This window comes from Rhizobium sp. S152, from assembly GCF_030380735.1.
Taxonomy (GTDB): Bacteria; Pseudomonadota; Alphaproteobacteria; order Rhizobiales; family Rhizobiaceae; genus Rhizobium.
This window is the reverse complement of record NZ_JAUDRZ010000001.1, coordinates 211,560-225,904: the sequence shown is the minus strand read 5'-3', so window position 1 is coordinate 225,904 and position 14,345 is coordinate 211,560. Positions and strand designations below refer to the sequence as shown.

Annotated in this window: 7 protein-coding genes; 2 read left to right on the top strand and 5 right to left on the bottom strand. The window is 60.5% G+C overall.

From position 1 onward, the window contains the following. The first annotated feature begins 241 nt into the window (after nucleotides 1–241). Entirely contained in the window at nucleotides 242–1,114 is an 873-nt protein-coding gene (pdxY, locus tag QTL95_RS01075; RefSeq protein ID WP_289718109.1) for a pyridoxal kinase PdxY, read from the top strand. A gap of 57 nt (nucleotides 1,115–1,171) precedes the next feature. Then, nucleotides 1,172–1,813, top strand: coding sequence for a carbonic anhydrase (locus tag QTL95_RS01070; RefSeq protein ID WP_289718108.1), 642 nt, complete (start codon nucleotides 1,172–1,174; stop codon nucleotides 1,811–1,813). Nucleotides 1,814–1,868: 55 nt separating this feature from the next. Here the strand turns inward: QTL95_RS01070 and QTL95_RS01065 are convergent, their stop codons facing one another. The 5 genes from QTL95_RS01065 to QTL95_RS01045 form a co-directional block, all read right to left on the bottom strand. Beyond that, entirely contained in the window at nucleotides 1,869–2,681 is an 813-nt protein-coding gene (locus QTL95_RS01065; protein WP_289718107.1) for a lytic murein transglycosylase, read from the bottom strand. Nucleotides 2,682–2,852: 171 nt separating this feature from the next. Then, nucleotides 2,853–3,887, bottom strand: coding sequence for an aspartate-semialdehyde dehydrogenase (locus QTL95_RS01060; protein WP_289718106.1), 1,035 nt, complete (start codon nucleotides 3,885–3,887; stop codon nucleotides 2,853–2,855). Between the two features lie 112 nt (nucleotides 3,888–3,999). Next, a complete protein-coding gene (locus QTL95_RS01055) occupies nucleotides 4,000–4,212 on the bottom strand; it encodes a hypothetical protein (RefSeq protein WP_289718185.1) in 213 nt (70 codons plus the stop codon). After that, nucleotides 4,209–5,441 carry an OpgC family protein gene (locus QTL95_RS01050; RefSeq protein ID WP_289718105.1) on the bottom strand — a complete coding sequence of 411 codons (1,233 nt, stop codon included), beginning with the start codon at nucleotides 5,439–5,441 and terminating at the stop codon, nucleotides 4,209–4,211. Before QTL95_RS01050 ends, QTL95_RS01055 begins: the two co-directional genes overlap by 4 nt. A gap of 97 nt (nucleotides 5,442–5,538) precedes the next feature. Beyond that, nucleotides 5,539–14,058 carry a GH36-type glycosyl hydrolase domain-containing protein gene (locus QTL95_RS01045; protein WP_289718104.1) on the bottom strand — a complete coding sequence of 2,840 codons (8,520 nt, stop codon included), beginning with the start codon at nucleotides 14,056–14,058 and terminating at the stop codon, nucleotides 5,539–5,541. Nucleotides 14,059–14,345 lie beyond the last annotated feature (287 nt).

Sequence of the window (14,345 nt, the reverse complement as noted above, 5' to 3'; positions counted from 1 at the left end):
CTCCCTCGCGTGCTTTGATTTGCAGACGTTAGCAGAAGAATTTACGAAAAAGTCTCTAAAATAAGGCGCCTGCCTATAGCTTTCGTACGTTTTTGCTCGATCGAGCGCAGTCATCGGAAAGAACTCGCAGTTGCTTACATGGCAATTTGCTCAATGATGCGACAGTTCCAAATTATGTCGGGACTGTTGACAGCAACCCGACACAGAGACGATCAAGACGCAACGAAATCGAGCCAGCACCATGTCGCAAGAAACAGGAACAGTGATCGTCATTTCGAGCCATGTGGTTCGCGGTTCGGTCGGGAATCGCGGGGCGGTATTCGCACTTGAAACACTCGGCCATCAGGTCTGGGCTTTGCCGACGATTGTCCTGCCCTGGCACCCGGGTCACGGGCGGTCTACCCGGCTAACTTTCGGCGAGGCCGATTTCGACAAAGCGATCGACGATCTGATCGGTGCTCCCTGGATCGGCGAGGTGAAGGCAGTGTTGACCGGGTACTTCGGCGACGCGGCGCAGGTGCGCTCGGTTGCCCGGCTGATTGCTGCGCTCAGGGAACGCGATCCTGACATTTTCTATCTCTGCGATCCCGTCATGGGCGACCTGGGCGGCCTGTATGTGCCGGAAGCAACAGCGGAGGCGATCCGCGACAATCTGCTGCCACTGGCGTCGTTGGCCACGCCCAATCGCTACGAACTTGCTTGGCTCGCCGGCGCGTCGCTTGATGATAACACGGCGATCATGGATGCAGCGCTTTCCCTTGGCCCTTCCCGCATGTTGGTTACCTCGGCGGTGGCGATGATGGCCGGCGGCACGGGAAACCTCTATCTATCCGGCCGGCATGCGCTGCTGGCCGAGCACCGCGCGATCGAGAAGCCGCCGAATGGCTTGGGTGACCTCTTGGCCGCCGTTTTTCTCTCACGGCTAATGTCCGGCATCGATGACGAGAAGGCACTCCAGTTGGCTACGGCGAGCGTCTACGAGGTGCTTGCGCGCGCGGTCAAGCGCGGAAGTGATGAATTGACACTGGCAAGCGACGCATCGAGCCTGTCTACGCCGATGGCCATGGTGCAGATGCGACGGCTTATTCATCCGGCCCAGAGACGCAAAGGCTGAGCCGGCATTTTGCTGCAGATGGTTGATCTTGTCGATTGCTCGCTGTAATCGAAGGGTATGCAACATTTTCCAAATACACTGCTGGACGGCTATCGCAACTTCATGAACGGGCGCTACGCCGACGCCCGCGAGCGCTACAGGATGCTGGCTGAGAACGGCCAAAGCCCAAGCACTCTCGTCGTCGCATGTTCGGACTCGCGTGCGGCTCCGGAGCTGATCTTCGATGCCGGACCGGGTGAACTATTCGTCATCCGCAACGTTGCGAATATGGTACCGCCTTACGAGCCGGATGGTCATTTTCACGCTACGTCCGCAGCGATCGAGTTCGCGGTCCAAGCGCTGAAGGTTTCCGACATCGTCGTTATGGGACATGGTCGCTGTGGCGGCATCCGCGCGGCGCTCGATCCCGATGTTGAACCTTTGTCCCCGGGCAATTTCATTGGACGTTGGATGTCGCTGGTCAAGCCGGCCGCAGAGCAGATCCAGAGCAATAACGTCATGACTCCGGCAGAACGGCAGACGGCGCTCGAGCGGGTCTCGATCCGCAATTCGATCGAGAATCTCAGAACCTTCCCCGAGATCAAGACGCTCGAGGAAGCGGGTGACATTCACCTTCATGGTGCCTGGTTCGATATCTCGACAGGTGAGCTATGGGTCATGGATTCAGTCAGCCGGGATTTCATTCGTCCCGAAATCTGAGCACAAAAAAAGCGCCCGACAAGGCGCTTTTTTCTTATCCCTGATGTGTCTGGCCTCAGCCGCCGTCGATCTGCTGACCTATATAAGCAATCGCTTGCTGGTAGACGGTTGCGGCATTCCAGCCCGCAATGGCCGAGAAATTCGGTTGGCCGGGCTGATAGCCGGCGCCGGGCTGCCAGCCGTGACCCCGGAGGAAGTTTGCCGTGGAGGCGAGTGCGTCGGCGCGCGAGCCGACCATGTCGACACGCCCGTCGCCATCACCATCCGCGCCGAAGCGCACGACGTTGCGCGGCAGGAACTGCGTCTGGCCGATCTCGCCGTGGGCAGCCCCGCGCGCCTGCGGGCTCAGGAAGCCTTCGCCGACGAGTTGGAGTGCAGCATAGAGCTGATCGGTGAAGTAATCCGAGCGGCGGCAGTCGTAGGCCAGCGTGGACACGGCTGACATGGTGTGTTGATTGCCCATATAGCTACCGAAGCCGGTCTCCATGCCCCAGATCGCGATCAGCGGTCCGGCCGGAACGCCGTACTTGCGTTCGATCGAGGCAAACAGCGCTGCATTGGCGCGCTTGACGCCCTTGCCGCGGGAAATGATCGTCTGGCCGCCACGCTTCTGCATGAAGGCATCGAAGGAGAGCTTGAAGCTCTTCTGGCCACGGTCGGCAGCAATCGTCGGCTTGTTGTAGACGACGTTGGCGAAGGCACGGTCCAGAACAGAACGGCTTACGCCGTTGGCTGCCGCCTCCTGCTTGAATTCGCTGACCCAGGCAGCGAAACCGGCGCCGTTGTTGCCACATTGCGGCGCGGCATTCGCCGTCATCGGAACTGCATGGAAAACTGCTGCAGCCAGAAGAAGTCTAGTGATACGCATGGAATACCCCGATCCCGATCAGCCCAGCCTCAAAGCGGGCTCAGCCCGTTATCGGCGATATTGTCTCGACCATCCGTTTGACAAGCGCGGAATGCCATATGTGGCGTCCCGCGCTTCTGAATAAGCCTTAACTGAAGTAACGGGCTTAACAAGACATGGTTAACAAAATACTCAGGCGGCCTGCTTGCGAGGCTTCACAAGTCCGCGATTAACAAGCAGTTCGGCAATCTGGATCGCGTTCAGTGCCGCGCCCTTGCGCAGGTTGTCGGAAACGACCCAGAGGTTCAGGCCGTTCTCGACGGTAGCATCTTCGCGGATGCGCGAGATGAAGGTCGCATCCTCGCCAGCGGATTCATAAGGTGTGATGTAGCCGCCGTTTTCATGCTTATCGATCACCTGGCAACCCGGTGCGTCGCGCAGGATATCGCGGGCCTGATCGGCGGTGATCTCGTTTTCGAACTCGATGTTGACCGATTCCGAATGGCCGATGAAGACCGGCACGCGCACGGCCGTGCAGGTCACCTTGATCTTCGGGTCGAGCATTTTCTTGGTTTCGGCCAGAACCTTCCACTCTTCCTTCGTGTAGCCGTCTTCCATGAAGCTATCGATATGCGGAATGACGTTGAAGGCGATGCGCTTGGTGAACTTCTTGTTCTCGATCGGATCGGCGACGAAGACCGCGCGCGTCTGGTTGAAGAGTTCGTCCATGCCGTCCTTGCCGGCGCCGGAGACGGACTGGTAGGTCGAGACGACAACGCGCTTGATCTTGGCTGCGTCATGTAGTGGCTTCAATGCCACGACAAGCTGCGCCGTCGAGCAATTCGGATTGGCGATGATGTTGCGCTTGGTGAACTGCTCGATCGCATCAGGGTTCACTTCCGGCACGATCAGCGGCACGTCTTGGTCGTAGCGCCAAGCCGACGAGTTATCGATGACGACGCAGCCCTGAGCACCGATCTTCGGCGACCACTTCTTGGAAACGTCGCCGCCAGCCGACATCAGGCATATATCGGTGTCGGAGAAATCGTAGTTTTCAAGGTTCATGACCTTGAGCGTCTTGTCGCCGTAGGAAACCTCAAGGCCCTGCGAGCGCGCGGATGCGAGCGCTACGACTTCTTCCGCGGGAAAACCGCGTTCCGACAGGATATTGAGCATTTCCCGGCCAACATTTCCGGTCGCTCCCGCAACTGCAACTTTAAAACCCATTTCTCAAGCTCTCTTTCTCTTCTCTCCTCTGTTCGGTGAGGGGGGAAGGCGCGCAACGATCGCGGCTTCCTGTCCCCAGCCGAGCCGGGGAGAGAGCGGCAGGCCAGAGACGTCAGACGGTTTTCGTCGTCGTTTTGGCCTTGGTTTTGGAAGAAACCGGAACAAGAAAATCCACCCCGGCAATCAATGCCCGGTCATTGCATGCGGCAATGGCGTGTTCTCGACGAACCATGGGTGTTCCTTTTCCAACGTTGCTCATAAGATGTTTTCCACAGGAGTCAAGGTTTTTGCGCACGTCTCGTGAGTGCCTGCGGTTGATCCTTATTTTCTGTTCGTGCCGCGGCTATTGTTGGCGCGTATCGCTACCGGTTGAGCCATAGCCTGCTGCGGGCGCTTTGCTATGCTTGCGGCGCGACCCTGCAGGCGTTTGCGTTCCAGGTGATAGGCGTACGCAAACTGAACAGCGAGGCCAAGAGCGACGAAGATCGGACCGACGACCTTGTCGCCGTTGTTGATGTAGAGAAGGACCTGGCCGATCATTGCAAGGATGGTGCCCGCCACGAAGATATTCAGCGAGTGGCGACCGAAAATGACCAGCGGGTTTGTTTCCGGACGTCGCAGCAGCGCCGATAGCGCCCCAATATTGAGCACGAGATAGCTCAACGCCAGCACATGTAGCAGACGCGGCAATGACAGGAAGGTCTTGTCGAAGCCTGTTATCACAGGTGGCAGGCCAAGCGACGCAAGCGTATTGCCGATGCCCCAAAACTGGCCCACGACCCAAACGAATGAGAGGAGTACATAACCGACGGCGAGCACGAGCAGCAGGGGATGCCTTGGCAGCTTGCCGCCGCGTCGAACGTGCATCATGCCGACGATGCCGATCGTGAATAGGAACTGCCACGAAAGCGGGTTCAGGAACCAGTAGCCTTCGATCAGCATATTGTGGGGAGCTATTTCATAGATACCCGAGACGAGCCAGACTGCGCCTGAAACCGCGAGCGCGAGCAATGGGCTTCTCGCTTCAAGCAGGAGAATGATCGGCACCATAAGCATCAGCGCGCCATACATGGGCAAGATATTGTTATAGCCGATCTGATGACCAAGCAGCATCAGCGACGGGATGCCGGCATGCGGATTGGTAAGCACCGCCAGAATGTTGATCTCGCACAAAAGCCCTGGGCGATGAAACAGCCAGGCACCCGTTATGAACAGCGCGAGCGTCATGAAGGTCGTGATCATGTGGGCGAGATAGAGCGTGAAGGCACGTTTGGTTGATTTTTTGGCCGTCTCGAACCAGGTGCCGACCTTGAAGCGCGCACCGTAAGCGATGCCGACAGCAATGCCCGAAATCAGTACGAAAGCTTCGGCCGCGTCGGAGAAGCCGTAGTTCTTCGTCGTCAGATGCTCGAAAATCTGGCCGGGGACGTGATTGATGAAAATGGTGATTAGCGCCAATCCGCGCAAAACGTCCAAGCGCGTATCGCGCTTCGACGCTGTCGGGACCGCAATACTACGGCCTTCGCCGAAGGCTCTCTCGGGCGTCGTTACCATTGACCTCTCCTGCTTCCATTTTGCAAACGCAGTTGCGGCCAAAAAGTTTCCCTTTTGGCCGCAACGAATCGCCGGATGGTTGGCCTGAAAAGTGCTGCTATCCGACCGGATATCCCTGATCGGGATCGGTGACTTCACGTCCGTTGACGGTCAGATCGTAGCCTCTCGGATGGGACGATTTTGAGACCGAAATGAGGTATTTAACCCCCGCGTGTTCAATCTCCGCCGAGAAGCCTTCCCATGTGCTCGGCAGCGCCGGTTGCACGTGGAGATGACCGTTCTTCACGCGGATACCGAGGATGCCTTCGACGGCGGCTCGGTAGAGCCAGCCGGCCGAACCGGTGTACCAGGTCCAGCCCCCTCGCCCGGCCAAGTCGCCTTCGCCATAGACGTCGGCGGCGATGACATAGGGCTCGACACGGTAGCGCTCGGCCGATACCGGGTCGCTTGCATGGCTGATCGGGTTGAGCAGATCGAAGCAGCGCAGAGCGTCATCGCCACGATTGAGCTCGGCAAGCGCCATCACCACCCACGTCGCAGCATGCGTGTACTGGCCGCCGTTTTCGCGGACACCCGGCGGATAGGCCTTGATGTATCCGGGATCCTTAGCCGAGTTCGCGAAAGGCGGTGTGAACAGCCGTATGATCCTGCTGTCGGCGTCCACGAGCTTGCCGAGGACTGAATCCATCGCCTGTTTGGCATGTGCCGGATCGCCCTCGCCCGACAGCACGCTCCACGATTGCGCGATCGAGTCGATCTGGCATTCGAGGCTCTCCTTGGAACCCAGCAGCGAGCCGTCGTCGAAGGTGCCGCGCCGGTAATAGGCGCCGTCCCAGGCCGAGGTTTCGAGCGCTGCCTTGAGTTCGGCGAGATGCTTCGTCCAGCGTTCGACACGTTCCGTATCGCCGCGTTCCTCGGCATAGGCCGTGAACGAGCGCAAAGCGCCGGCCAGGAACCAGCCGAGCCAGACGCTCGTACCCTTGCCGCCGATACCGACACGGTTCATGCCGTCGTTCCAGTCGCCGCCGAGGAAGAGGGGCAGGCCGTTGCCTCCCTTGCGTGCAATAGCGAGATCGAGAGCGATGGCGGCATGTTCGTAGATGCTCACCTTGTCCTCGGACGTCTCCGGTCGATAGAAGGAGTCGTGCTGGCCCTCTAGGAGTGCCGGACCTTCGATAAAGGCAAGCTGCTCGTCGAGAATACTCTTGTCGCTGGTGACGCTGCAATAGTGGTGGATCGCATAAGCAAGCCAAACCACGTCGTCCGAAATCAGCGTGCGGACGCCGGCACCCGTGCCGGGCAGCCACCAATGCTGGACGTCGCCTTCACGGAACTGGCGCGAAGCCGCGTTGACGATCTGCTTGCGGGCGATCGACGGCTCGTGCACCACGAAGGCCAACGTGTCCTGCAGCTGGTCGCGGAAGCCGAAGGCGCCGCTTGCCTGGTAGAAGGCTGTACGGGCCATGATGCGGCAGCCGAGGCTTTGGTATGGCAGCCAGGCGTTGACCAAGGTGTTCATGGCCTGGTCAGGCGTGGAGATCTGCAGCTTGCCGGTGAAGCCCTGCCAGAAGTCGCGGTTGGCTTGGACGGAGTCGTCGAACGATGCCTTCCTGATATCGGCGATCACGGCGCGCGCTTCGGCCTTGGTTGCGGTGTCGCCGAGATAGAACACGACGTCGCGTTCCTCGCCCGCGGCGATCTCGATATCGACCGCCAGCACCGCCGCCGGATCACCGTCGAGATCGGTCGCACCGGAGAGAGTGGTTGCTTGGCTCAAGGCTTGCGGCGACTGCACGGTGCCGGTCTTACCGATGAACTCGCGACGGCTGGTCGTAAAGCTGGATGGCTTTTCGCTGGCGACAAAGAAAGCGGTGCGACCGGAATAGTCGATACTGTAATTGTTGCCGGCGAATAGCGCACCGGTTTCGTCGTCGTGCTCGGAGAGAACGAAAGGCGCCGTCTTCTGCGCGTTGTTGCCGAGGATCCATTCGACATAGCCATAGAGCCGCAGTTTACGCGGCTTGGAGCCGGTGTTGCGCAGTCTGAGACGTTGAAGCTTGACCGGCTTTTCGCGGTGTACCGTCTGCGTCAGTTCGAGGCTGATTTCGTCCTGGATGCTGGAGAACGACGAATAGCCAAGACCGTGACGCGCTTCGAAGCGGGTGTCCGCCCGAAGGGAGAGGCCGGCGAACGGTGTCATGACAGCGCCGCTGTCGCGGTCGACCACGTAGATCGCTTCGCCGGGACGGTTGATCACGGCGTCGTTCGACCATGAGGTCAGCTGGTAGTCACGCGAGTTGGTGCTCCAGGTGAAGCCGGCACCCTCCGCAGATACGTGGAAGCCGAATTTCTCGTTGGAGATCACGTTGATCCACGGCTGCGGTGTGGCATGACCGCCCGCCAAGCGCACGACATATTCGCGGCCGTCGCCGGAGAAGCCGCCGATGCCGTTCCAGAAGTTGAGGTCGCCCTCCTCCTCGATAACGATCCTCGGCGTCGGTGCCAGCACTGCCGGGGCGACGCGCTTGGCGATCGCCTTCGGCCGATCGCCGCGTTCCAGGGCCTGCTGTTCCTCCTTGGAGGGAGCAAACAGGGCGGCGGCGCGATTGATCTGGTCGATGATCTTGCCGTTCTTGGCGTGGAAGGTCACGCGCGAGGCGGAGATCAGGGCGTGATAGGTCGCCTCTTCCATCAGATCCTTGCGGACCGTGAAGATGTGCTGGCGCAGGCCGTCGGCCTGGCCCATGCGGCGCACGTTTTCTGCCATCTGATCGACGGCATGCTGCATGTCCTGGGCATAGGACGAGGCGCGCTCGTTCATGATGACGAGATCGGCCGTGACGCCGCGCGAGCGCAGATATTCCTGCGCGAGCAAGGCTTCGCGCGCGATATCCAGGTCCATGTCGTCATTGATGCGTAGCGTGAAGATCGGGAAATCGCCCGAGATCGCCAGCGGCCAAAGCGAGGATTGCGACTGCATGCCGGACTGGACCGTGGCGGCATCGGCCCGCAAATGCATGTCGGGATAGACGAGATGGCGGCCGAGATACTGGAAGGCGGCCGCCTGCTGCGAGGTGACGCCGACGTGGCGCATCTGCACCTGCGTACGCGTCCATGCCTGGACGAGTTCGTGGTTGAACGCATCGGCGTGACGATAGCGATCAACGGCCTGGTCCACTTCGTTGCGACTAGGAGCGGCGATCGTCCAGAAAATGACGGTGACCTTCTTGCCGGCAGGCACGCGAACGGTACGGCGCAGAGACAGCACGGGGTCGAGGACGAAGCCGTCGGTGCCGGACAGGGTAGCGCCCGGATCGAAAGCAGCGGCATTGGCAAGGCTGCGGCCGCGGCCGAGGAACTTGCGACGATCGGTTTCGAATTCGGTGTGGCGCGAGGAGCCCGCGCTGTCGACGATCAGATGGGCGACCGCCATGCTCGGCTCGTTCGGGTCGCGCTTGTTGCGCTCGACGCGAATGACGTCGCCGCGCTTGCCGATCTCCGTCTTGACGAACATGCGGGCAAAGGCCGGATGCGCGTTGTCGACGTCGTCTGACGCAAGTACCGGTTCGAGGTATGACGTCACTTCGATGAAGCGATCCTCGTTGCCGGTATTGACCAGCGTCAGTCGGCGACCCTCGGCGTCGTGCTCGGTCGCGACAATGCACTCGACTTCGCTGGTGAGGTCGCCGACCGTCTTCGTGAACTCCGCCTTTTCGTCGGCGAAGAGAACCTTGACCTCTTCGCCTTCGACGCTCTTCGGTTCCGCCGTCGCGGACCACCACTCATTGGTCGTGGTGTCGCGCAGGAAGATGAAGTTGCCCCAGCGGTCTTCCGTCGGGTCCGCCTTCCAGCGGGAAACGGAGAGGCCGTTCCAGCGGGCATAGCCGGCGCCGGTGGCGGTGAGCATCATCGAGTAATGGCCGTTCGACAGGAACACGAGTTCGCGGTCGCGCGAGGCGGGGTCGAAGATCTTGCGCAGTTCCGGCCGCAGCAGGTCGTCCTGGATGCTGGCGGGCGTGTCGGATTCATGCTTGCCGCTCATGACCGGGATGTCACGCGGGGCCTTTTCCTGCAACAGCAGTTCGGCGGCCTCGATGACGGGATCCGAGTGGAAGAGTTCGCGCAGGTGGCCGTTGAAGGCGACGTTGGCGACAGCGGCGATCGACATGCCGTGGTGGTGGGCATAGTAGTTATAGACCACCGCGCAGGTCTTGCCTTCCGGCACGCGGGTCGGCGTGAAGTCCACGGCATCGTGGAAGCCGTACTTGCCGAGCGCGCCGAGCTTGCGCAGACGGCCGAGGTTTTCGAGTGCCGCTGGCGGGTTGTATTGGCTGGCGAGGATCGATGCGTATGGCGCGATGACGGCATTGTGGCCGAGGCCACGCTTGAGGCCGAGCGTCGGTACGCCGAAGTTCGTGTACTGATAGTTGAGGTTATGGTCGCGGGCGTTGAACGCAGCTTCCGAGATGCCCCACGGAATGCCCAGCTTGCGGGCGTAGTTCATCTGCTCGACCACAACGAGGTTGTTGGTCTGGTTCAAGATGCCGCCGCCACGCTCCTGCATTACGAGAGGCGGCATCAGATATTCGAACATGGAGCCGGACCAGGAGACCAGTGCGCCGCGCGAGCCGACAGGCACGACCTGGCGGCCAAGGCGGTACCAATGCTCCGTCGGCAGATCGCCCTTGGCGATGCCGAAGAGGCTGGTCAGGCGGCATTCCGAGGCGAGAAGATCGTAGCAGGCCTGGTCGAGCTCGCCGCTTTCAACGCGATAACCGATCGACAGCAGGCGGCGCTCCGGCCGGAACAGGAAGCCGAAGTCCATCGAGAAGGCAAGATCACGAGCCTTGTCGCGCAGCGCGATCAGGCGCGGACGCAGCGCATCGATGTTCGAGAGATCGAACGTGCTGTCCGAAATATGAGCTTCGCAGACCCTCACCAGCGATTCCGCCCAGCGGGTGATCTCGTTGCTCAGAGCCGACTTCACCTCGTGGTCCAGATTGGCGGCGAGCTTCTGGATGTCGCGCGCGAGAACCGTGAGGTTGATGATGCGGATTGAGGCGAACTCATGTTCGCGCTTGACGGCGGTGAGCGCGTTCTGGAAGCCGATGATACGTTCTTCCAGGCGACGGCGCAGCGGGCGAACGGTCTTGCGGTCGTCGGGCAGTTCCGCAAGCACTTCGGCCAAAATTCCGGCGGTATCGCCAATGCCATCCAGATTCCCCTGCATGTGCGCGGAGGGCGCTTCCGCCCAGTTGCGGCAGGCAGAGGAAATCGCGATCAGATGGCCGGCGAGGTTGCCGCTATCGACGGCCGAGACATAGCGCGGTCCGAGCGTTTCCAACGTATCGGTGTGGTACCAGTTGAACAGATGGCCGCGGAACTTCTCCATCTTGTCGATGGTGGCGATCGTCTGTTCGAGGCGTTCGATGGTCTCTTCGAAGGAGAACCAGCCGAAGTGGCGACCGGAAACGACGGAGAGGAGATAGACGCCGATATTGGTCGGTGAAGTACGCGTCGCGACGATGACGTGCGGCGTTTCCTGAACGTTATCGGGCGGCAGATAGTTCTGCTCCGGCGTCGTGAACGTCTCGAAGTAACGCCAGGTACGGCGTGCGATCTTGCGCAGCTCGATGGAGACGGAATCGGCGACTTCGAGCCGGTCCTCGGTCTCGGCAGACTGGCTGACGTAGTAGGCGACGAGAGGCGACAGGATCCATAGCAGAGTGAACGGAATGCCGACCAGATAGGCATTGTCGCCGGAGACGACCGCAAAACTCAGCGCCAGCAGCGCCAGAACCGGCGCGTGCCACATGGCCCTGTAGTAGGATAGGATCGTTCCCTGCTTGCCAGCCTGGACGCTGGCCGCGGTGCGCCACTGCAGCATCAGCTTGTGGCTGAAGAAGAGACGATAGAGCGACCGACCGATCGCGTCGGCCATCATGCAGGCGGCATCGGCGATGAAGACGATACGCAGGGCCACCTGCGCGTTGGCGGCGCGGATGTCCGACCAGACGGTATAGAGGTGCGCACGGGCTACGATATCGCTGGTACGCGGGATGATGCCGTTGATGAGCGAAAGCGTCGGGGCAACGAAGAGGCAGAAGATCAGCAGGATCTGCCAGACAAGCGCGCCGAGCGGGCTCATGAAATACCAGCCGAGCACCGATGCGAAGAACCAGGCAACCGGCGTCAGCGAGCGGCGAAGGTTATCGAACATCTTCCAGCGACCGAGTGCGGTGACGCCGTATTTCGGATTGAACATGTAAGGCAGCAGCTGCCAGTCGCCACGCGCCCAGCGATGCTGGCGGGAGGTTTCGACTTCGTAGCGGATCGGAAAATCCTCGACAAGCTCAAGGTCGGTTACCAGCGCGCAGCGCGCCATCGAGCCTTCGAGAAGGTCGTGGCTGAGAACCGAGTTCTCCTCGATGCGACCCTTAAGCGAAGCCTCGAAGGCATCGACATGGTAGAGGCCCTTGCCGGTAAAGGTGCCCTCGCCCGCGAGGTCCTGATACACGTCGGAAACGGTAAAGACATAGGGGTCGAGGCCGCGGTTGATCGAGAAGACGCGCTGGAACACGGAGGCGTCCTTGCCTGTCGTGAGCGATGGGGTGACGCGCGGCTGAAGAACGCCGTAGCCGCTTTCGACACGGCCGGTTGCCGGGTTGATGACCGGGCGGTTGATGGGGTGATAAAGCTTGCCGACGAGCTTGGTCACGGCATCGCGCATCAGACGCGTGTCGGCGTCGAGGGTCATGACATACTGCACATCGGCGGGAACCGTGTTGGCGCCCGGCAGATAGGTGGTGTCGCGGTCTCCGCGCAGAAGCATGTTCAGCTCGTGCAGCTTGCCACGCTTGCGCTCCCAGCCCATCCAGGCGCCTTCGCTCGGATTGTAGAGTCGGCGGCGATGCAGGAGGTAGAAGCGGGTCTTGCCGTCGAAAGCATAACGCGAGGACAGGTTGGCGACTTCGCGGCGGGCGTAGTCGAGAACCTCGAGGTCGGCCGCCGTTTCTTCCTCCTGGCTGTCCGGCCAGTCGCTGAGAAGCGCGAAGTAGATCTCGCCGCGCGGGTTTGCGAGATAGTGGACCTCGAGGTTGCGAACGAGCTCATCGACGCTGTCGCGGTTCGAGATCAGGCATGGAACGACGAGAAGCGTTCTGGCGTCTTCAGGAATGCCTTCCTTGAACTCGTAGCCGACCAGTCTTGATGGCGTGACGAAGAAGGAGAGAACGGTGTTGAAGAGGCCGGTGGCACCTTCCGATGCGGGCAGCGCGAACAGGACAAGAAAAAGAATGATCTCCAGCGGTCCCATGCCGGCACCGGCCATGAAGCGGCCGACGACGACCATTGCGAGAATGGTCAGCAGCAGAACGGGAACAGCGATCGAGAGCCAGTTGAACTTGCGCACGGCGCGGACGAAATGCTGCGTCAGCGTCGGGCGATAATTGGCGCGCGCTTCCAGCTTCGGCCGCTGGGCGCCGGTGAGGAAACCGCCGACATTCGGCTCATGCGGCTGCGGCTCCTCGGAGGCCTTCGCATCCGCCGTCATGTCGAGGGCGAGTTGGGCGATCTCCATTTCCGTGAGCAGCGAGCGCTTGGCCAGTTTTTCGATTTGCTTGCGGTACTTGTTGCGCGAACCGGAATCGAGAATCCCATAGTCGGAATTGTCCCAGAGCAGCTTGTCGACATGGCTGACCTGCTCGACCCAGACCGACCATTCGGTGTCGTCGATCTCGCGCAGGCTGCGGATGATGTTGCCCATCGTGACATTGCCGGAAGAGAGGCGGCTGTGCTCCGCCATCGTCGTCTCTTCACTGTCGCGGCCAAGCGCCTCGAGGCGTTCATCGAGCCAGGCGATCGCGGCGCTCGAGGACTGAGACCCATCGCGCATGCGATAGAGAAACTGCGTGGCGAAGGTGTTGTCTTCGGCGAGTGGCTCCAGCGTCTTCAGATATTCCGCTGTCTTGGCCGGATCATTCAGCCGCACCAGTTCGTCGGCGGCCTCGTTGGCGCGGCGGCGCACGCGGCGGCTGCGTTCCACACGGCTCGAGATGCGGCGCAGGTTTTCGACGAGGACGTAGCGCACGAGCGATGGCAGCGCCCAGAGTTCGCCGATTCTCAGCGTTTCATGCTGCTGGAAGCCATCGACCAGCGCCGTCAGGCTTTCCTGCGAAATCGTGCTGTGGGTGTGGGCGACGTAGAGCCAAGCAAGTGCCAGAGTGCGGGGGACCTGCGTACCGCCGAGGTTGATGGTCGGCAGTTCACGGTAGAACTTCTTCGGGAAATCGCGACGGACCTCCTGGATCGCTTCCTCGACGATGTAGTGGTTGTCGAGCAGCCATTCGGCCGCCGGCGTTATGGTTTCACCGGCTTCCACATCGGTGGCCGTGGTACGATAGACCCGAAGGATTTCCTTCTCGTTTTCCTTGTGCCGTGCGAAGAAATCGAACGGCGTGAAAGCAGGAAGCGCATCGACGCCATTGCTGGCGACTGAAGCGCCCATCGCCTTGATGTCTTCGATCGAGAGGTAGGTGGAGCGGATCGAATCGTTGTGATCGATCTGCTTTGCTTCGGACTCGCGGGACGGCGACGGAGACGTGACTGAAATGGTCATGGGTTCGGTTCTGGATCCAACGAAGTTATGATGATTTTGCTTAGCCTTTTGCACTGCCAAATATGACTGCCGCATGAACAGCGGGCAGGTCGTGAAGGGCTATGCGAAACGGTTTAAACGCGATTGCCTGTGTATTGCATGGGGATATGGCCATGGCGCGCCCTCAATCCTCGCAAAGCCATCCGTGAAAGTTGGACAGTATCGGGATAATTCAAGTGAAGCACTTCCAAACGCGATGGGCGATCACGCGAAAAGGCAGGAATATCGCGGTTTTTCGACGCGAAAAA

Coding starts and splice junctions, on each gene's coding strand:
- QTL95_RS01070 (WP_289718108.1), top strand. CDS start 1,172: ATGCAACATTTTCCAAATACACTGCTGGACGGCTATCGCAACTTCATG.
- pdxY (WP_289718109.1), top strand. CDS start 242: ATGTCGCAAGAAACAGGAACAGTGATCGTCATTTCGAGCCATGTGGTT.
- QTL95_RS01050 (WP_289718105.1), bottom strand. CDS start 5,441: ATGGTAACGACGCCCGAGAGAGCCTTCGGCGAAGGCCGTAGTATTGCG.
- QTL95_RS01060 (WP_289718106.1), bottom strand. CDS start 3,887: ATGGGTTTTAAAGTTGCAGTTGCGGGAGCGACCGGAAATGTTGGCCGG.
- QTL95_RS01065 (WP_289718107.1), bottom strand. CDS start 2,681: ATGCGTATCACTAGACTTCTTCTGGCTGCAGCAGTTTTCCATGCAGTT.
- QTL95_RS01045 (WP_289718104.1), bottom strand. CDS start 14,058: ATGACCATTTCAGTCACGTCTCCGTCGCCGTCCCGCGAGTCCGAAGCA.